This is a genomic window from Streptomyces flaveolus, assembly GCF_000716535.1.
In the GTDB taxonomy this organism is placed as follows: domain Bacteria; phylum Actinomycetota; class Actinomycetes; order Streptomycetales; family Streptomycetaceae; genus Streptomyces; species Streptomyces flaveolus_A.
In genome coordinates this window covers 85,125-103,989 of sequence record NZ_JNWV01000022.1, presented here as the reverse complement: position 1 = coordinate 103,989, position 18,865 = coordinate 85,125, and the positions used below count along the sequence as shown (strand labels likewise).

The 18,865-nt window shown below is 74.1% G+C and carries 19 protein-coding genes; 8 read left to right on the top strand and 11 right to left on the bottom strand.

Annotated features, from left to right (window positions below):
* Window positions 1–14 precede the first annotated feature (14 nt).
* Window positions 15–1,226, bottom strand: coding sequence for an ROK family transcriptional regulator (locus OO52_RS24405; protein ID WP_030648829.1), 1,212 nt, complete (start codon window positions 1,224–1,226; stop codon window positions 15–17).
* Between the two features lie 217 nt (window positions 1,227–1,443).
* The gene (locus OO52_RS24400) at window positions 1,444–2,271 is read right to left on the bottom strand and encodes a hypothetical protein (protein ID WP_030648827.1); all 828 of its coding nucleotides are present in this window, start codon (window positions 2,269–2,271) and stop codon (window positions 1,444–1,446) included.
* 240 nt (window positions 2,272–2,511) lie between these two features.
* Here OO52_RS24400 and OO52_RS24395 point away from each other — a divergent pair, with 240 nt between their 5' ends.
* Both OO52_RS24395 and OO52_RS24390 read left to right on the top strand, forming a co-directional pair.
* The gene (locus tag OO52_RS24395; protein ID WP_030648825.1) at window positions 2,512–3,048 is read left to right on the top strand and encodes a hypothetical protein; all 537 of its coding nucleotides are present in this window, start codon (window positions 2,512–2,514) and stop codon (window positions 3,046–3,048) included.
* The gene (locus OO52_RS24390) at window positions 3,045–3,656 is read left to right on the top strand and encodes a hypothetical protein (RefSeq protein WP_158712551.1); all 612 of its coding nucleotides are present in this window, start codon (window positions 3,045–3,047) and stop codon (window positions 3,654–3,656) included. The genes OO52_RS24395 and OO52_RS24390 overlap by 4 nt, the downstream gene beginning before the upstream one ends.
* Here OO52_RS24390 and OO52_RS24385 read toward each other — a convergent pair.
* Complete coding sequence (locus OO52_RS24385; protein WP_030648821.1) at window positions 3,643–4,269, bottom strand: Uma2 family endonuclease; 627 nt, start codon at window positions 4,267–4,269, stop codon at window positions 3,643–3,645. The genes OO52_RS24390 and OO52_RS24385 overlap by 14 nt on opposite strands.
* 85 nt (window positions 4,270–4,354) lie before the next feature.
* On the bottom strand, window positions 4,355–5,467 hold the full coding sequence (locus OO52_RS24380; protein ID WP_030648819.1) for a mechanosensitive ion channel family protein: 1,113 nt from the start codon (window positions 5,465–5,467) through the stop codon (window positions 4,355–4,357).
* Between the two features lie 317 nt (window positions 5,468–5,784).
* Between OO52_RS24380 and OO52_RS24375 the strand changes: the two genes are divergently transcribed.
* The gene (locus OO52_RS24375; RefSeq protein WP_030648817.1) at window positions 5,785–6,321 is read left to right on the top strand and encodes an HNH endonuclease; all 537 of its coding nucleotides are present in this window, start codon (window positions 5,785–5,787) and stop codon (window positions 6,319–6,321) included.
* Window positions 6,322–6,430: 109 nt separating this feature from the next.
* Here OO52_RS24375 and OO52_RS24370 read toward each other — a convergent pair whose 3' ends face one another.
* The 5 genes from OO52_RS24370 to OO52_RS24350 form a co-directional block, all read right to left on the bottom strand.
* Window positions 6,431–7,033, bottom strand: coding sequence for a hypothetical protein (locus OO52_RS24370; protein ID WP_030648816.1), 603 nt, complete (start codon window positions 7,031–7,033; stop codon window positions 6,431–6,433).
* A complete protein-coding gene (locus tag OO52_RS24365; protein ID WP_030648813.1) occupies window positions 7,030–8,370 on the bottom strand; it encodes a hypothetical protein in 1,341 nt (446 codons plus the stop codon). Before OO52_RS24365 ends, OO52_RS24370 begins: the two co-directional genes overlap by 4 nt.
* Complete coding sequence (locus OO52_RS24360; RefSeq protein ID WP_196942891.1) at window positions 8,367–9,140, bottom strand: ABC transporter ATP-binding protein; 774 nt, start codon at window positions 9,138–9,140, stop codon at window positions 8,367–8,369. Before OO52_RS24360 ends, OO52_RS24365 begins: the two co-directional genes overlap by 4 nt.
* A gap of 218 nt (window positions 9,141–9,358) precedes the next feature.
* The gene (locus OO52_RS24355) at window positions 9,359–10,306 is read right to left on the bottom strand and encodes a zf-HC2 domain-containing protein (protein ID WP_030648806.1); all 948 of its coding nucleotides are present in this window, start codon (window positions 10,304–10,306) and stop codon (window positions 9,359–9,361) included.
* Window positions 10,303–10,911, bottom strand: coding sequence for an RNA polymerase sigma factor (locus tag OO52_RS24350; protein ID WP_030648804.1), 609 nt, complete (start codon window positions 10,909–10,911; stop codon window positions 10,303–10,305). Before OO52_RS24350 ends, OO52_RS24355 begins: the two co-directional genes overlap by 4 nt.
* Before the next feature lie 166 nt (window positions 10,912–11,077).
* On the opposite strand from OO52_RS24350, the gene OO52_RS24345 reads away from it, so the two are divergent.
* The 3 genes from OO52_RS24345 (at window position 11,078) to OO52_RS24335 (ending at window position 13,752) form a co-directional block, all read left to right on the top strand.
* The gene (locus OO52_RS24345) at window positions 11,078–11,323 is read left to right on the top strand and encodes a hypothetical protein (RefSeq protein ID WP_030648800.1); all 246 of its coding nucleotides are present in this window, start codon (window positions 11,078–11,080) and stop codon (window positions 11,321–11,323) included.
* On the top strand, window positions 11,324–13,405 hold the full coding sequence (gene malQ, locus OO52_RS24340; protein ID WP_030648796.1) for a 4-alpha-glucanotransferase: 2,082 nt from the start codon (window positions 11,324–11,326) through the stop codon (window positions 13,403–13,405).
* A gap of 65 nt (window positions 13,406–13,470) precedes the next feature.
* Entirely contained in the window at window positions 13,471–13,752 is a 282-nt protein-coding gene (locus OO52_RS24335) for a hypothetical protein (protein ID WP_030648794.1), read from the top strand.
* Window positions 13,753–14,049: 297 nt separating this feature from the next.
* Here the strand turns inward: OO52_RS24335 and OO52_RS24330 are convergent, their stop codons facing one another.
* Window positions 14,050–14,550: a MarR family winged helix-turn-helix transcriptional regulator gene (locus tag OO52_RS24330; protein ID WP_030648791.1), complete on the bottom strand. Its 501-nt coding sequence runs from the start codon at window positions 14,548–14,550 to the stop codon at window positions 14,050–14,052.
* A 123-nt stretch (window positions 14,551–14,673) separates the two neighbouring features.
* Between OO52_RS24330 and OO52_RS24325 the strand changes: the two genes are divergently transcribed.
* Together OO52_RS24325 and OO52_RS24320 are read left to right on the top strand one after the other, a co-directional pair.
* Entirely contained in the window at window positions 14,674–15,630 is a 957-nt protein-coding gene (locus OO52_RS24325; protein ID WP_030648788.1) for an EamA family transporter, read from the top strand.
* 196 nt (window positions 15,631–15,826) lie between these two features.
* A complete protein-coding gene (locus tag OO52_RS24320; protein ID WP_234317138.1) occupies window positions 15,827–16,105 on the top strand; it encodes a hypothetical protein in 279 nt (92 codons plus the stop codon).
* 141 nt (window positions 16,106–16,246) lie between these two features.
* On the opposite strand, the gene pepN is transcribed toward OO52_RS24320, so the two are convergent.
* Window positions 16,247–18,823, bottom strand: coding sequence for an aminopeptidase N (gene pepN / locus OO52_RS24315; protein WP_030648782.1), 2,577 nt, complete (start codon window positions 18,821–18,823; stop codon window positions 16,247–16,249).
* Between the last annotated feature and the right edge of the window lie 42 nt (window positions 18,824–18,865).

Below are 18,865 nucleotides of genomic sequence, written 5' to 3'. Positions count from 1 at the left end.
AAAAGAGGGGGCGCTCAGCGCGAGGTGTCGAAGACCTCGTCGCGGGTGGCGGCGAGCGCGGACTCCAGCGCGCCGCGCAGCACGGGGTGTTCCTGGACGTCGCCGACGACCAGCCGGGGCCGGGCCGCGGCCAGCTCCTCCAGCTCGGCCTGGACGAGGGCGCGCAGCACCTCGCCGCCGGCCGTCAGGGCGGAGCCGCTGAGGACGACGAGTTCGGGATCGAGGACGGAGACGAGCGAGGCGAGACCGGTGGCGAGCCGGGTGGCGTAGGTCTGGAGCAGTTCCCGGTGCGGGCCGCTCGCGTGGTCGGCGGCGCGGGCGACGAGCGCGGTGGCCGCCTCGGTGTACGGCCCCGAGGGCACGTCCTCGACACCGAGTTCCCGGGCCAGCTTCGGCAGGGCCTGGGAGCCGGCCAGCTCCTGGTAGCCGCCGCTGTTGGCCTTGGTGACCTGCCGGACCAGGGGGGTGCCCGGCACCGGCAGGAAGCCGACCTCGCCGGCGCCGCCGGTCCAGCCGCGGTGCAGCCGGCCGCCGAGGACCAGGGCGGCGCCGAGGCCCTCCTGGTTCCACAGCAGCACGAAGTCCGCGTGGCCGCGGGCCGCGCCGAGCCGCTGTTCGGCGATGGCGACGAGGTTGACGTCGTTCTCGTACTCGACCGGCATCGGCAGGGCCGCCGCCAGGTCGTCGAGCAGTGCGGGGGAGTGCCAGCCCGGCAGGTGGGAGGCGTAGCGCAGCCGCCCGGTGTTGGGGTCGAAGGCGCCGGGCGTGCCGATGACCAGCCGGTGCACGTCGGACCGGGCGAGCCCGGCGGCCTTGACGGCGCCGTCGAGGGCGTCGGTGACCTGCCGGACGACGGGGTGCGCCGGGCGCCGGCCCGGGGTGGGCAGCTCGTACTCGCCGACCGTGCGGCCGGTGATGTCGGCGACCGCGGCCCGGATGCGGTGCGGGGTGACGTCGAGCCCGGCGGCGTACGCGGCTGCGGGGTTGACCGCGTAGAGCTGGGCGTTGGGGCCCGGCCGGCCCTCGCTGGTGCCGGTGACCCGGACCAGTCCGGCCGCCTCCAGACGGGCCAGGAGCTGGGAGGCGGTGGGCTTGGACAGGCCGGTGAGCTTGCCGATCCGGGTGCGCGACAGCGGCCCGTGCTCCAGCAGCAGGTCCAGGGCGGCGCGGTCGTTCATGGCGCGCAGGACGCGCGGGGTGCCCGGCGTACCGGCGGTTCCTGCCATGGGGGTCGACACCTGCCTTTCCAGCCGCCCAGCTTTTCAGTGACCTGGGCATGACGTCCAGTCTTGATCAACGGTCGCCCGGAGATCACTGTTAGGAAACTTTCCTATTGGGGTGGGAGGAACGTAAGCCGAGGACGAAGGGGGCGTCAATAGACAACGCCCCCGAGGCAACAGAGTCGTTACCTCGGGGGCGCTGCGGTACGGGGGAGTGCCGGGCCTACTTCACGGTCACGTGGTCCCCGGCGGACGTCTTCGCGCCCGTGGTGGCCGTTCCGGCGAAGACGAAGCGGTAGGTGCCGCTCTTGCCCGCCTTCACCGTGGTGGACAGGGCGCCGCCGGTGCCGGAGGTGACCGTCCTGACGTTCGCGTAGGCACCGCCGTCCGCCTTGAACTGCAGGACGACCTTCTGGTCCTTGTACCCGGTGTACGTGCCGGTCGCCCAGTTGGCGCGGGTCAGCTTGCCCTTGACGGTCAGCGTCCGGCCCTTGACGACGGGCTCCGGGGCGGCGTTCGCGGTGAGCTGGGCGGCGCGCTTGACCTGCGTCGAGGCGAGGTTGCCCCACATGGTGACGTCGTTCTCGCTGTGCAGGTAGTCGTCCGAGGCGCTGCCGTCGCTGTGCGCGTAGACACCGGCGGCCTTCCAGGTGCCCGCGTCGGCGGCCTCGTACAGCGCCTCGTCCGGGGCGGCGACGATCGTCTCGGTGCAGCTCTCGGTGACGGTCGTGTCCGTCGTGGCGGTGGCCGTGCAGACGGGAGCCTTCTGCGGGCCCAGCTCGTTGTCGAGCGACTTGAGCGTGCCGCGGTACAGCAGCACGCCCTGGACCGTCTTCTTCTGGTCGATGACCAGGTCCTTCGGCCGGGTCAGGGTGTACGACACCGGCACGTTCACGACCTTGGTGGTGCCGACCACGATCGGCTTGCCCTTGTTCACGGTCACGCCGGCGAACGTCAGGTCCGGCGTACCGGCCGCCGACGCGGCGGGTGCGGCCAGGCCGGCCAGGGCCAGGGCACCGGACAGGGCGGTGCCGATGGCGAGCTTGCGCATGTTTCCCCACATTCGACACGGGCCCCCGGGCGGCGTCGCGCTCCAGAACAAGGGCCCGTTGTGGAGGCGACCCTAGACGATCACAGGATGCGGAGGAAGCGCGGGGTTCCTGTGAAGACGATCTGCGTTCGGGCGGGGGCCAAGGGCGCGTCACGAGTCCGTCAAGGATGTGGTTTTCGCTGGTCACAGGGCCTACATTCGGGCGACGGACGAACTGGGGGGACAGCGGGGATGGTGGGGATGGCCGACCCGAGGCTGGTGTGGAGGCTGTGGACGGCCACGATGTCCGGCTTCGTGCCCTTGCTGATCACGGTGGGCCTGAGCGACTTCCTGGGCGAGGGCCTGTCCCGGTCGTCCGCCGAAGACCTGGGCCTCACCCTGCTCGTCTGGGCCGCCCTCAGCCTGCTCGCCGCCTTCTACGTGTACGCGGCCCTGGTCCGCCGGGCGCGCGGCACCGGCATCCCGGTCACCGTGGACGCCCTCCGGGCCGCGCAGGAGCGGGCGTTCCCGGCGGGGGAGGCGGAACGGCTGCGGGCGGGGATCGCCGGATCCGGGCGGGCGTACGAGGTGACGGGCGAGGCGGGGGCGTGGGACTTCCAGTGGCGCCCGTTCCGCGGCCGGCACGCGGTCAGCGGTTCCCTGACCGTGGACCGGTCGTCGGGCCGGGCCCGGGTCCTGCTGCGCGCGGACCAAGGGCTGATGGGCATGCCGGGGCAGCGCATGGCGAGCGCGTTCGTGGCGCTGTGCCAGGTGACGAGACTGGGGGAGACCGAGTGAGAAGCGGCTCGATGGCGGTGGCGGTCGTGCTGCTGCTGGGAGCGGTGGCGTGTACGGCGCAGCAGCCGCGTCAGGTCCGGACGGCGCCCTCGGTGGAGCCCCCCGCGTCGCCGCCCTGCGGCTCCGGCACCTTCCGCTGGGGGGCGGTACGGCAGGAGACGCGGCTGACCGGTGTCTCCCCGGTGGTGCCGCTGGGCAAGGAGGACGGCTGGACCACCTTCCACAACGTGCCCGTGCGGACCGTCGTCGCCTGGATCCGGACGAACGGCGTGGAGCTGTCCCGGCGGCGGGCGATGGCCTCGCTCGCGCGGCACCTGGGCTACGACACGAGCGACCTGATGGCTCCGGGGGAGAACACGGCCCGCCATCCCCGGCACCCCGACCGTATCGACTTCGACGGCGCCGGCCGCTTCGTCACCGCGGAGGCCGTGAAGGTGGTGGACGCGAGCTTCGCCGTCAGCTGCCCCGACGGCACGCACTACGGCAGCGTGACGACCTGGCTCACCGGCACCCAGGGCGCGTCCCTGTCCTGCGGCACCGACCCGGGCGGGGAGGCGTGGGTCCGCGAGGCCTACCAGCTGGCCTGCGGCCCGCTCAGCCCTCGATGAAGGGGGCGGTGTCCAGAGTCGGGTAGGGCGCCGGGAGCGGAAGGGGCTCGCCGAGATCGACCTTGGCGTCGGTGGCGTAGTACGCCTCGGTGGGGTCGTCGCCGGGGAGGACGGGGTCCGTGTAGCAGTGGGCCGTTCCGGAGTGGCGGTCGATGATGACGTAGACGGGGACGCCGGCGGCGGCGTAGGTACGGAGCTTGGGGCCGGTGTCGGTCTCGTGGTTGGTGGAGGTGACTTCGCCGACCAGGGCGAGCATGTCGATGGGGTACCAGCCGGGATGCGCGGCGAAGTGCGCCTCGTCCGCACCCGTCGGCTTGCGGCGCATGACGTGGAGGTCCGGGATGATCAACGCTGTCGTGCCGTCGGCAGGAGCGGCGAACCGGAAGCCGTTGCCGGTGCCGACGTGTGGGACCGCTGCCGATCGGAGCTGGAAGCACAGTTCCAGAACCGTGTCGCCGTGCCCGTCACCGGGCGGCGCCAGCGGTAGGTAGGCCCGGCCTTCGATGAACTCGGCGCGTACGGGCACGGGAGAGACCGCCTCGTACGCCGCCAGGAGCTGGACGGGCTCCATGCGGGCCATGAGGTCCGGCTCCCCGGGGCGGTCGGTGTTCATGCGGCAGAACGATGGGGCACCCCGTGCGCACCGTGCGCCGGAATGCCCCGCCCGTTCACTCGAACGTGTGTGCCGAACCGTTCCGCTACTTCCCCGAGGGTGCCGAGCGCTGCGGAGCGATCGGGGTGGCCGCCGCCGACTGCGGGGAGTCCGCGTTGGAGTACACCGACGGGGCCGCGACCGTGGCCGTCGGGTCGGGGCTGTCCTCCTGGTCCTCGACGGCCGTCGCGCCGCCCACGATGCGGATGCTCGCCGCGTCGAACGCCCGCTTGATCCGCCAGCGCAGCTCCCGCTCCACCGTGACCGACTTGCCCGGCATCGTCCTGGCCGAGACCCGGACCACCATGGAGCCGATCAGCACGGAGTCCAGTCCGAGCACCTCGACCGGGCTCCACAGCAGCTCGTTCCAGGGCTCTTCCTTGCTCATCTTCTCGGCGACCTCGTCCAGCGTGGCCTTCACCCGGTCCAGGTCCTCGCTCGCCCGCACGGTCACGTCGACCCCGGCCGTCGCCCAGCCCTGGGACAGGTTGCCGATCCGCTTGACCTCGCCGTTGCGGACGTACCAGATCTCCCCGTTGTCGCCGCGCAGCTTCGTCACGCGCAGGCCGACCTCGATCACCTCGCCGGTCGCCACACCCGCGTCGATCACGTCCCCGACGCCGTACTGGTCCTCCAGGATCATGAACACGCCGGACAGGAAGTCCGTGACCAGGTTGCGCGCGCCGAAACCGATCGCCACACCCGCGACACCGGCCGACGCCAGCAACGGCGCCAGGTTGATCTTGAAGGTGCCCAGCACCATCAGCGCGGCCGTGCCGAGGATCAGGAAGCTCGCCACCGAGCGCAGCACCGACCCGATCGCGGCCGAGCGCTGCCGGCGCCGCTCGGCGTTGACCAGCAGCCCGCCCAGCGAGCTGCCTTCCGTCGCCTGCGGGCTACGGCCCATCCGGTCTATCAGCTTGGTGATCGCCCGCCGGACCACCGCCCGGAGCGCGATCGCCACGGCCACGATCAGCAGGATCTGCAGGGCCATCGCGAGCCATGTCGACCAGTTCTGCTCGACCCAGCTCGCCGCGTTCGTCGCGCTCTCCTGGGCGTCCTGGAGCGTCGGCACGGCCGGGGCCGTCGATCCCGACGGCGACGGCGAAGGAGACGGCGATGCGCCGGCGGCCAGGACGGCGGCGGGCAGGGACGACACGGCAGGTACCTCCCAGGTGCTGCGCGGTCCGTACCGGCGGGCGGTCAAGGTCACGAAAAGGTCACCGGACGGACAGGACCACCACACTAACGGGGCATTGTGAATGCCTGGCGCCGATCCGCACAGGAGGCGCGCAGGAGAGACACGGCTCACGCGGGCTTGAACAGGCCATGATCCGGGGGATGAATCAGGATGTGGTCGAAAACACTCCCAGCCCGTTACCGGGACATGGTGGCGCGTCCACCAGGCATGAGGAGAGACTGACTGCAGATCGTCCCGGCGCGAGCCACGCGCCGCCGACGCCCAAGGAGGCACCCGTGCCGCATGTCCTGGTCCTCAACGCGTCGTACGAGCCGCTCGGCGTCGTACCGCTCCGCCGCGCGCTCGTCCTCGTCCTGGAGAACAAGGCAGTCTCCCTCGAGGAATCCGGCGCCTATATGCACAGCGCAACCGTCACCCTCCCCGCGCCCAGCGTGGTCCGGCTCAAGCGATTCGTCCGGGTCCCCTATCGGGGGCCTGTTCCTCTGACCCGCCGTGCGCTGTTCGCGCGCGACGGGGGCCGGTGCATGTACTGCGGTGGCGTCGCAACCAGCGTCGACCACGTCATCCCGCGCAGTCGCGGGGGCAAGCACGTCTGGGACAACGTGGTGGCGTCGTGCCGCCGCTGCAACCACGTGAAGGCCGACCGTCACCTCGTGGAACTGGGCTGGCGGCTGCGGCACAAACCGGCTCCGCCGACGGGGCTCGCCTGGCGGATCATCGGCACGGGGCATCGTGACCCGCGCTGGTTGCCGTACTTGCAGCCGTACGGCGCGGATGACGCCATGGCCCGGATCGACGGCATCTCTGCCTAGATCCGGGCCGGTGTGTTTGCGCCCCATGACCACATGAGCAAGGGGCGTGGTGGCTCGTCGGCGGCCGTGGGTGCGTGGGGGCCGGCCGCGCGGTTCCCCGCGCCCCCGTCTAGCCGCCTACCCCCTCCGGGCGGGCACCGCGCGCCGCGTACAGGGCCGCGCCCACCGCGAACGCGGCCAGGGCCACCGCCCAGGCGCCCGGCTCGGCGCCCGGCTGCATCGGCCACGCCCACACCGTCGCCGCGCGCCCGCGCGCGGCCGAGGAGCCCAGGTAGACGGCGGTCACGTAGGCGAACGCGGGGAGCCAGCTCAGCCGGGCGCCCAGGAGGACGGCCGCCGTCGCGGTGACGCCCGTGCAGCCCAGGGTGTTGCGGACGACGGCGGGCGGGCCGAAGTTCTCCGCGTGGCCGAGCACCGCCGGGACGACCAGCAGGGCCGCCAGCGCGGTCAGGGCCGTCAGCTGGACCAGCCGGCGCGGCCACCAGGGGCGCACGGCCGTGCGGTCCAGCTCGTCCGAGGCGCTGTACAGGCTCGCTCCGATCACCGCCGACGCCAGCAGCGGCGCCAGCGCGACGATCGGCACCCGGCGGTCGGGATCGAGGTACGCGTCCAGCCGGCCGGCCGCCCAGAGGGCGAAGGCGGCGGTGCCGACGAGCGCGGCCACGGTGACGGGGAGCGCCCGGGAGCGGGCGTACAGAAGGAGTCCGGTCACAGCGCCGGCACCCCCTTGGCGTCGCAGTCGGCGTGGGCCGCGAAGTAGGCCGACAGCCACGCGCGGCGCGTCCGCTCGTCCATGCCGGCCAGCTTCGCCCGGGCCGCGCGGCGCTCGCGCAACTCGGCGCGACGGGCCGTGTCACCGCGGGCGTCGTCCTCGTCGATCGCCTTCCGCGCCGAGGTCGGCGCGAGGTAGTGCTCCACGGCGTCGTCCGCCTCGCGCTCCCGGGCCGTCGGGGTCCGCTCGGGACAGTCGTAACCCTCCAGCGCGGTGACGGCCTCCCATGCGAACTGCTCCGGATCGGTCAGCCGCCCGCGTACGGCCGACCAGCCCAGCGGCGTGATGCCCGGTAGCCGGGCCTCGCCGGCGCGCGGGGCTCCGCCGTGGTCCGCCCACCGCACCGGCAGGTTCCGCACACCCTCCAGCTTGCCCGTGACCCCCGACAGGGCCTCCCTGACCTGCGGAAGCATCCCGGCGTACCGCGCGTTCACGCACACCGCCGGGGTGGTGGAGGTGTCGCACACCTGACGGCGGGCGATCGGGTCGGCGTGCCACAGGCCGTTCCCGGTCTGCGCGAGCAGCGTGCCCGCGGCCAGCGCGGCGGCCAGCGGCAGCAGGGCGGTCACCCGGCGCCGGGCCGCGTACGCCAGTGCCGCGGCGACCGCGAGGCCACCCGTCCACACCGCCATGGCCCACGGCTGCCACCACACGGGCAGTCCGCCGACGGGCGAGATGGTGGGACTCAGGGCGTGGCCGGAGACCGAGCGGTCGGTCGTCACGATCCCCAGGCCCACATAGCCGGCCATCGCCAGCAGCGGCGCCGCGAGCCGGGTCGGCACCGCCCGGCCCACCACGTGCCCGGCCAGCGCGCCCGCCGCCACGGCGACCGTGTCCCCGGGCACCAGCGTCAGATGGGGACGGTCGCCCTGCGCGTAGGGCCAGGTGGCGAGCTGGGCCGAGGCCACTGTCAGCAGGTAGCCCACGGCCACCCAGACCGCGACGGGCAGTGCCGCGACCAGCAGACGGGTCAGCGGCGGCCGTACGGTCGTCCCCCACAGCTCCTCGGTACGGCGCCGGCGCTCCCGGCCGCCCTGCCAGCAGCCCGCCGCCGCGGCCAGCGGGAGGGTGATCAGCATCGTCGAGTGCACCTGGCCGGCGGTCTCCGACCAGCCGCCCTGCCACTGGTCCGCCTTCGCCCACAGCGTCACGCCGACCGTGAGCAGTACGGCGGCCCCGGCCCAAGGGGCGAAACCCCGCACCCACTCGGCGCGCAGCGGGTGCGGCGCACGCGGGGCCGCCTGTGGCCCGGTGACGTGCTCGGTGACGAGGGTCATCGCACCGCCTCCCGCGCACCCGGGGCGCGGTGCGCACGCAGCGCCGCCGTGTAGCCGCGCTCGATCGGATGGTCGCCCGGCCCGTCCGACGCCTCGCCGAGCAGGGTGAGCGCCTCGGGCGTGCCCCGGTACGCGATCCGGCCCCCGTCCAGCAGGGTGACCTCCGTGCAGGCGGCGGCCACGTCCTCCACCAGGTGGGTGGAGACCACCACCGTCGCCGAGGCGCCCAGTTGGCGCAGAAGCTCGCGGAACTCCACCCGCTGCTCCGGGTCCAGACCGGCGGTCGGCTCGTCCAGCAGCAGGACGGCGGGGTCGTTGACGATGGCCTGCGCGATGCCGACCCGGCGGACCATGCCGCCGGACAGCGTCCGGACCTTGGCGTCGAGACGGTCCGCGAGGCCCACCCGGGTCACCGCCCGCTCCACGGCCGCCGGCACGTCCGCCGCCGGCATCTCCTTCAGCCAGGCCACGTACGCCACGAACTCGCGCACGGTGAAACCCGGGTAGTAGCCGAACTCCTGCGGCAGATAGCCCAGCCGGCGCCGCACCCCGGCCAGCCCGCGGTGACCGGCGGTGTCCTCACCGAGCAGCTCCACCCGGCCGGCGTCCGGCCGCGCCACCGTGGCCAGCACCCGGATCAGCGAGGTCTTCCCGGCCCCGTTCGGACCCAGCAGCCCGTGCACACCGGTGCCGAGCACCAGGTCGAGCGAATCGAGGGCAAGCGTCTTGCGGTGCCGGACCCGCAGGCCGGTCACACGTATGGAACTCATCGTCTCTCCAGGGGAGGGCACGGGACCCGGGGTGGGGCCCGCGCGTTCGGTCGGGGCGCTCCGGGCGCGGCAACGGGACGGCGGTGGGTGCTCGCGGGCGGGCCACGGCCGCCGGTGGTGCCGGGGCGTGGTCAGACGTGACCGGAGTCAGGCTCCGGTCGGCGCGGTGGGCGTGGCCGCGGCGCGGGGCTCCGCGCGGCGAAGCGGCGCGGACGTCGTCACGGGCGCAGGGGCCGGTCGTACGCCGGACGCCGCGCCGTCAGCAGGGTGGCGCTCAGGACGGCCGCCACCGCCCAGGAGCTCTGCGCGGCGACGCCGTCCAGGCAGCGGGAGAGCTGCTCGGCCAGCCGCAGGGTCGCCGCACCGCCCGGCGTGACGGCCACCGGTGCCAGGACGGCGCACAGCCAGCCGCCGCCCGTCACCCCGGCCGCCGCCCGGCACCCGATCAAGGAGGCCAGGGCCAGCGAGGCCAGCGCCAGCGCCAGCCCGGGCAGCAGCCAGGCCGCCGCGGCCGGGGCACCGGAGGCGGGCAGCAGCAGCCCGGTGAGGGTCAGCAGCGGCAGGCTCACCGCGAGCACGGCGACCGTTCGGGTGAGCGCGAGCCGCAGCCCGCCGCCCGGTGTGGCCGCGGTGACCTCGTGCAAGGGGTCCGCGTGCGGGCCGTAGGACAGGGCGACCCCGGCGACGGGCACCACGGGGGCGATGGCCAGCAGCAGCGCGCGTGTCCCGGGGAACCCGGCCCCGTACGACAGGGCCGGCGCGGCCACGGCCACGCCCAGCACGGCCGGCAGCCAGGCCCCCCGCACGGCGGGCCCCGCGGCCCACAGCAGCCGGGCGAGCCGCGGCGACACCACGGGCCGCCCGCCGGCCGGACCGGCCGCCGTCCGCACCGGTACGGCCGGCTCCGGCGCCCAGGCCCGGCCGGGGACCGGTTCCGTCGCTCCGGCCGCCCCCGGCGCCGACTCCAGCACCGCCGCCCGTACCGCCGCCAGCACCGGCCCCGCCGCCGTGCCGCGTACCGCGGCCGACACCCGGGACGCGCACCTCGCGCAGTCCTCCACGTGTTTCTCCAGGGACCAGGCGTCCGGCTCCGGCAGGGTGCCCTCGGCGTAGCGGGTCACCTGGTCGTCGGGGGCGTGCCACTGGTGGCTGTCGCGGTGGGTCATGCCGTGCCTCCCAACGGGGACGGGTTCAGCTGGGCCAGCGCTTCGCGCAGTTCCGCGCGGGCGCGGCGGGCCCGGGACTTGACCGTGCCCTCCGGGATGCCGAGGAGCCGGGCCGCCTCACGGGTGCTCAGCCCGTCGACGACCGTCGCCCGCAGCACCTCCCGCAGCTCGGGGGAGATCCGGTCGAGCGCGGTCCCCACATCGCCGTACTCCAGACCCGCCAGCACCCGGTCCTCGGCGGACGGCGCGGCGGCGGACTCGCAGCGCCCGGAGGACTCCTGCTCCGGCAGCGGTCCCGCGACCCGCGCGGTCCGCTCCTGCGCCCGCCGCGCGTCGACCAGCCGGCGCGCGGCGATCGTCCACAGCCAGCCGCCGGCCTCCTGCCCCCGGTGCCCGGCCGCCGACCGCCACGCCGTGACGAACGTGTCCTGGAGCACCTCCCGCACCAGCTCGGGGTCGGCGCACCGGCGCGTCAGCCGCGCGTGCAGCCACCCGGCGTGCCGGTCGTACAGGGCGGCCATCGCCGAGGCGTCCCCCTGCGCGACGGCCCGCAACAGGGCCGCGTCCCCGCCGCTCCCGTCGTCCTTCTCCCGCTGGCCCCCCATGGGGCGGAACAGTCTCACACCCCCTCTATCGATCACCGGAGCGGTGCCGGATCACCGGATCACCCCCGGCACCGGTTTTTTGCCGCGCGTGGCGACGGGCTCACGGGGTAGGCCTGCCGTAACCCGTCCAAAGCCGCAGCATCCGCACACCGACAAGGAGGCCCCCGTGGCCGCACCGGCTCGACTCACGATCCCGGCCCAGCTCAAACCCGTGGCGGAGCCGTCCGCCGAGACCGACGCGACGGTGCTGTGCGTCTTCAGCGCGGAGAGCGCCTGCGCGCAGGCACCGCTGACCAGCGAGCCGCCGCTGCCCGACGCCGAGCCCCTGACCAGCGAGCCCCCGCTCGCCGAGGCCGCCCCGCTGACCAGCGAGTCCGACCCGGTACCGAACTCCTTCGCGCCGGGGCTGTAGATGGCCGCGGCGCCCGACGAGCACTCCGACGAACACCCCGCGGACCTCGCCCGGCTCGCCGAGCTGCACGGGGTCGCCACGTCCTACCGCCCCGCCCCGGACCGTACCGTCCAGGTCCCCGCCTCCGCCGTGACCGCCGCCCTCGCCGCCCTCGGCGTCGACGCGACCGGCCCGGACGCCGTACGCGCGGCCCTCGCCGCCCGGGAACGCGAGCTGCGCGAGCGCCTGCTGCCGCCGACGGTGGTCCAGTGGGCCGGCGCGGAACCGCCCGCCGCCCTCACCGCGCTGCCCGCCGGCACCCGGCTGCGCGTCGAGACCGAGGACGGGGAGGAACGGGACGGCGCCGGTGATCTTCCGCTCGGCGTCCACCGGCTGACCGCCACCGCGCCCGACGGGCGGACCGGTGAGGCGTGTCTCGTCGTCGCCCCGGACCGGCTGCCCGCCCCGCCCGGCCGCTCCTACGGCCTCCTCGTCCAGCTCTACTCCCTGCTCTCCCGCCGCTCCTGGGGCATGGGCGACCTCTCCGACCTCGCCGAGCTGGCCGGCTGGGCCGGACGCACCGCCGGCGCGGGCTTCGTCCAGGTCAACCCGCTGCACGCGGCCGTGCCCGGCGCCCCCACCGACCCCTCCCCGTACCGCCCCTCCTCCCGCCGCTTCCCCGACCCCGTGCACCTGCGGATCGAGGACATCCCCGAACACGCGTACGTCGAGGGCCGTGAGCGGCTCGGCGGGCTGCTGGAGCGGGCCGGGCGGCTGCGCGCCGCCGTCCTGGAGAAGGGTGCCCTCATCGACCGGGACGCGGTGTGGGAGCTGAAGCGGGAGGCGCTGGAGCTGGTCGCGCGGGTCCCCCTCGGGCCCGGCCGCCAGGCCGCCTACGACGCCTTCCGCACGGACCACGGCCAGGCACTGGACGACCACGCCACCTGGTGCGCCCTCGCCGAGATCCACGGCTCCGACTGGCACCGCTGGCCGGACGGGCTGCGTGACCCCCGCTCGGCCGCCACCGCACGGGCGCGGGATGAGCTCGCCGACCGGGTGGAGTTCCACACCCGCCTCGCCTGGCTCACCGACGGCCAGCTCCGTACCGCCCAGCGCGCCGCCCGCGAGGCCGGCATGCCCGTCGGGATCGTGCACGACCTCGCCGTCGGCGTGCACCCGGCGGGCGCCGACGCCTGGGCGCAGCAGGACGTGTTCGCCGCCGGGATGTCCGTGGGCGCCCCGCCGGACGCCTTCAACGCCCGCGGCCAGGACTGGGGCCTGCCGCCCTGGCGCCCCGACCGGCTCGCCGCGACCGGCCACGCCCCCTACCGCGACCTCCTGCGCGCCCTGTTCCGCTACGCCGGCGCCCTGCGCATCGACCACGTCATGGGACTCTTCCGGCTCTGGTGGGTCCCCCAGGGCAGCCCGCCCACCGAGGGCACCTACGTCCGCTACGACGCCGACGCCATGCTCGCCCTCCTGGCCCTGGAGGCGACCCGTGCGGGAGCCGTCGTGATCGGCGAGGACCTCGGCACCGTCGAGCCCGGCGTGCGCGAGACGCTCCAGCGGCGCGGGGTGCTCGGCACCTCCGTGCTCTGGTTCGAACGGGACTGGGAGGGCGACGGCCACCCGCTGCCGCCCGAGCGCTGGCGCGCCGACTGCCTGGCCACCGCCACCACCCACGACCTGCCGCCCACCGCCGCCCGGCTCACCGGAGACCACGTCGAGCTGCGCGACCGCCTCGGCCTGCTCACCCGTTCGGCCGCCGAGGAACGCGCCGAGGCCGCCGCCGACACCGCGGAGTGGCTCGCCCTGCTCGGCAGCCTCGGTCTGCTGGACAGCCCGGCGGCCGGACCGCCCGGCTCCGACGAGGAGGAGGAGATCCGCGCCGTCCACCGCTTCCTGCTGCGCACCCCCGCCCGGCTGATCGGCGTCTGGCTCCCTGACGGCGTCGGCGACCGCCGCCCGCAGAACCTGCCGGGCACCTGGGACCAGTACCCGAACTGGCGGCTGCCGGTCGCCGGCTCCGACGGCCGCCCGGTGCCGCTGGAGGAACTGGTGGCCTCGCCCCGGCTCCGGGCCCTGCTGGAGGTGCTCCGCTGACCGCCCCGCCCCGTACGGGCACCCCGGCCGCGCGGCCCCGACGGCGGTTCGCTACCGTGATTTCCGTGGACAAGAAGAACGCCCTGCGCGCCGGCGCCCTGGCCGCCGGTACGACGCTGATGATGCTGCTCATGTCGTCCCCCGCGCTCGCGCTGACCCGCGACGACGGCGACGACCCCGGCACGGGCCTGAGCGTCATCGAGACGCTGGGCCTCTACGTCTTCGCCCCGGTCGTGCTGTTCCTGATCATCGCCGGTCTGGTGATGGCCCTCGACAAGTCCCGGGCCAAGAAGGACACCACCTCGTCCAACATCAACGTCAAGTCCGACGCCCGGGCCAAGGCCTGAGCGACCGTCGGTCCGTTCGCCGGGGGCGCCGGTCCTCCCGTCGGTACGCGCGCACGCCGTACCCGGGTGAGACCGGCGCCCCCGGCGCTTTCCCGAGCGCGCCCGGTGTCCTCGTACACGCACCCGGCGCCCTCGTGAGCGCCCTCCGCGCCGCCGACGGCGGCTAAGGGCCTGCCTGGCACTGCGCGTCTGCCGCGCGACGCCGTGCGCGCACTCTCGCCGGCACTTCCCCAGCTTCGGCCGGGGGACCCCCAGAGCACGCACCTGTCGCCGCGCGGCCGTCGGGCGACGACGCGCCTAGCCGGCCGTGGCGTCGAGCAGCTTGCGCAGCAGGCCGGCCAGGTGGCCGGCCTCTTCGGCGTCCAGGGCGGACAGGGCGGCGCTCTCCTCCGCGAGCCCGGCGCCCACCGCCTCGTCGATCAGCCGCAGCCCCTCCTCGGTGAGGGTGACCTTCAGGCCGCGCCGGTCGTGCGGGTCCGGGGAGCGGCGCAGCAGTCCGGCGCGCTCCAGCTTGTCGAGCCGGCCGGTCATACCGCCGGTGGTGAGCATGAGCGTGGCCGAGAGCTCTCGGGGCGAGAGCGTGTACGGCTCGCCGGACCGGCGCAGGGTGGCCAGGACGTCGAACTCGCCGCGGGAGATGCCGTAGGGCTTGTACGCCCTCTCCATCCGGTCGCCCATCGCGCGCGAGAGCCGGAAGATCCGGCCGAAGACCTCCATCGCCCGGGTGTCCAGATCGGGCCGCACACGCGCCCACTGCTCGATGATCGCGTCGACGGTGTCGGCGGGCTGTGGCTGCATGCGGAGAGTATCGGCCCCCTTTGGCTCGTCCGCAAGAAAGCCACTTGACGCTAAGTAGCTTAGAGCTAAGCTACTTAGAAGCGAGCCACCAAGTGTCCACGCTTCCCGAAGGGGGCCACTGCCATGCCCACCCGTCCCCGCACCACGGTCATCGCCGTCACCGCCCTCGCCCCGGTCTCCTGGGGCACCACCTACGCGGTCACCACCGAGTTCCTGCCGCCGGACCGCCCCCTGTTCACGGCCCTGGCGCGCGCCCTGCCCGCCGGGCTGCTGCTGCTCGCGCTCACCCGGGTGCTGCCACGCGGAGCCTGGTGGGGCAAGGCGGCCGTGCTCGGGGCGCTGAACATCGGCGCGTTCTTCCCGCTGCTGTTCGTCGCCGCGTACCGGCTGCCCGGCGGGATGGCCGCGGTCGTCGGCTCGGCCGGCCCCCTGTTCGTCGTCGGACTCTCGGCCCTGCTCCTGGGGCAGCGGCCGGCCCCGCGCACGCTGTTCACCGGGCTGGTGGCCGCGTTCGGCGTCAGCCTGGTCGTGCTCAAGGGGGCCGGAGCCCTCGACCTCGTCGGCGTCCTGGCGGCCCTCGCGTCCACCGCCGCCATGGCCGCCGGCACCGTGCTGACCAAGCGCTGGGGCCGCCCCGACGGGGTCGGTCCGCTCGCGCTCACCGGCTGGCAGCTCACCGCGGGCGGCCTGCTCATCGCCCCGGTCGCCCTCCTGGCCGAGGGTGCCCCGCCCGCCCTCGACGCCCGCGCCGCGGGCGGCTACCTCTACCTCGCCCTGGCCAACACGGCCGTCGCCTACTGGCTCTGGTTCCGCGGCATCGGCCGGCTCCCCGCCACCCAGGCCGCCTTCCTCGGCCCCCTCTCCCCGCTGACCGCGGCGGTCACCGGCTGGGCGGCCCTCGGCCAGACGCTCACCCCGGTGCAGCTCGCGGGCATGGCGCTGGCGTTCGGGGCGACGGTGGCGGGCCAGTTCGGAGGCGGGCGGGGACCGTACACCGGACGCAATCGTCGGCGGCCGGGCGGTCACGGTCCGTCGCGGTCCGAGATGCTGACTCACCGGAGGCCGGTTAGCGTGAAGTAAAAGGGCCGCGATCAGGGGTGTGCCCGCCGCAGGCGGCGAGTGCCCTGTTCACCGGGGTTGGCAGCCGATGTGGCCAGGCCTGCTGCTCGTCCCCCGCGGCAACACCTATGACCGCGCCGTGCCACGTTCGCACCGCGGCCGCGGCCATCGCCCCCGGACCGGAAACCCCGTGAGGGCGTGGAAGGAAGGTAGGCCCATGACAGTACGTAGCGTGAGGCGTCTCTTCGCGGTATCCGCCGCCGGCGTCCTCCTGGCGGGTGGTGCCGCGATCGGTACGGCGGGTACGGCCTCGGCGGCCACCCCGCATCAGGTCACGACGAACCACGGCTGCTTCAACCGCGGCTTCGGGTTCAACAACTGCTACGGCAACGGCTTCAACAACGGCTACGGCTACGGCTTCGGCAACGGCTTCTACGGCTCGGGCTTCGTCCCCGGCTTCGGCGGCGGCGGCGTCGTGGTGGTCGTCGTCAACTGACAGCCGGTCACGGTCCCGGACCGCTGAACCCGACCCCGATGCCGGACGGGCAGAGCCCGCCCGGCATCGGCATGCCGTGGGGACCACGCACGCGCAGGGGCGCCCGGTGCGGCACCGGGCGCCCCCGCGTCGTGTCCGCGGCTACGCGGCGGAGCCCGCCGCGTCCGCCGCCTGGGCCTTCAAGGCCCGTTCGACGCCCGCGCGGGACTCCGAGACGAGGCGGCGCAGGGCCGCGGTCGGCTCGGCCGAGGCCAGCCAGGCGTCCGTCTTGGCCAGGGTCTCCTCGGAGACCTGGACGGACGGGTACAGGCCGACCGCGATCTGCTGGGCGATCTCGTGCGAACGGGAGTCCCAGATGCCCTTGACGACCTCGAAGTACTTGTCCGTGTACGGCGCGAGCAGCTCCCGCTGGTCGGTCTGCACGAAGCCGCCGATCACGGCCTCCTGCACGGCGTTCGGCAGCTTGTCGGAGTCGATGACCGAGGCCCAGGCCTCCGCCTTCGCCTCCGGCGTCGGGCGGGCCGCGCGGGCGGTGGCCGCGTGCCGCTCGCCGGCCGCCGTCTTGTCCCGCTCGTACTCGCCCGCGATCTCCGCCTCGTCGTACCGGCCGACGGCCGCGAGCCGCTCGACGAACGCCCAGCGCAGCTCGGTGTCCACGGCCAGGCCCTCGACGGTCTGCGTGCCGTCGAGCAGGGCCTCCAGCAGGTCGAGCTGCTCCGGGGTGCGCGCGGTCGCCGCGAACGCCCGGGCCCAGGCCAGCTGGTGGTCGCTGCCCGGCTCGGCCGCGCGCAGATGGGCCAGCGTCGCGTCGGTCCAGCGGGTCAGCAGGGCCTCGCGGGCGGCCGGGGCGGCGTACAGGTCGATGGCCAGCTTGACCTGGCGGTGCAGGGACTGCACGACACCGATGTCGGACTCCTTGCCGACGCCGGACAGCACCAGGGAGAGGTAGTCACGGGTGGCCAGCTCGGCGTCCCGCGTCATGTCCCAGGCCGACGCCCAGCACAGGGCGCGCGGCAGGGACGCCTCGAAGTCGCCGAGGTGCTCGGTGACGGTCCTCAGCGACTCCTCGTCCAGACGGACCTTGGCGTACGACAGGTCGTCGTCGTTGAGGAGGATGACCGCCGGGCGGCGCGTGCCCGTGAGCTGCGGTACGGCCGTCCGCTCGCCGTCGACGTCCAGCTCGATCCGGTCGGTGCGCACCAGCTTGCCGGCGTCGGACAGGTCGTAGAGGCCGATCGCGATGCGGTGCGGGCGCAGGGTCGGCTCGCCCTTGGCGCCGGCGGGCAGGGCCGGGGCCTCCTGGCGGACGGCGAAGGAGGTGATCAGGCCCTCGGCGTCGGTCTCCACCTCCGGGCGGAGGATGTTGATGCCGGCCGTCTCCAGCCACTTCTTCGACCAGGTCTTCAGGTCGCGGCCGGAGGTCTGCTCCAGGGCGCCCAGCAGGTCGGACAGGCGCGTGTTGCCGAACGCGTGCGACTTGAAGTACGCCTGCACGCCCTTGAAGAACTCGTCCTCGCCGACGTAGGCGACGAGCTGCTTCAGGACGGAGGCGCCCTTGGCGTACGTGATGCCGTCGAAGTTGACGAGGACGTCGTCCAGGTCGCGGATGTCCGCCATGATCGGGTGCGTGGACGGCAGTTGGTCCTGCCGGTACGCCCAGGTCTTCATCGAGTTCGCGAACGTGGTCCACGAGTGCGGCCAGCGCGAGCCGGGGGCCGCGGCCTGGCAGGCGATGGAGGTGTAGGTGGCGAACGACTCGTTCAGCCACAGGTCGTTCCACCACTCCATGGTGACCAGGTCGCCGAACCACATGTGGGCCAGCTCGTGCAGGATGGTCTCCGCGCGGACCTCGTACGCCGCGTCGGTCACCTTGGACCGGAACACGTACTGGTCGCGGATGGTCACCGCGCCCGCGTTCTCCATCGCGCCCGCGTTGAACTCGGGCACGAAGAGCTGGTCGTACTTCTCGAACGGGTAGGCGTAGTCGAACTTCTCCTGGAACCACTCGAAGCCCTGCCGCGTGACCTCGAAGATCGCGTCGGAGTCCAGGAACTCGGCGAGCGAGGGCCGGCAGTAGATGCCGAGCGGCACGGACTGCCCGTCCTTCTCGTACACGCTGTGCACGGAGTGGTACGGGCCGACGATCAGCGCGGTGATGTACGTCGAGATCCGCGGGGTCGGCTCGAAGACCCAGACGTTGTCCTTCGGCTCCGGGGTCGGCGAGTTGGAAATGACCGTCCAGCCCTCGGGCGCCCTCACGGTGAACTGGAAGGTGGCCTTCAGGTCCGGCTGCTCGAAGGAGGCGAAGACGCGGCGGGCGTCCGGGACCTCGAACTGGGTGTACAGGTACGCCTGGTCGTCGACCGGGTCGACGAACCTGTGCAGGCCCTCGCCGGTGTTGGTGTAGGCGCAGTCCGCGACGACCCGCAGGACGTTGGGACCCTCCAGCAGCCCGGGCAGCGCGATCCGCGAGTCCTTGAAGACCTCGGCGGCGTCCAGGTGGTCACCGTTGAGGACCACCTCGTGGACGGCCGGGGCCACCAGGTCGATGAAGGACTCGGTACCGCCGCGGGCCACGTCGAAGCGCACCGTGGTCACGGACCGGTAGGTACCGCCCTCCTGCGCGCCGGAGAGGTCGAGATCGATCTCGTACGAGTCAACGGTGAGCAGCTCGGCCCGCTGCTGCGCCTCTTCGCGAGTCAGGTTTGTGCCAGGCACGCGGTCATCTCCTCGTTATGTGTCGGTTGCGTCATCCTTCCA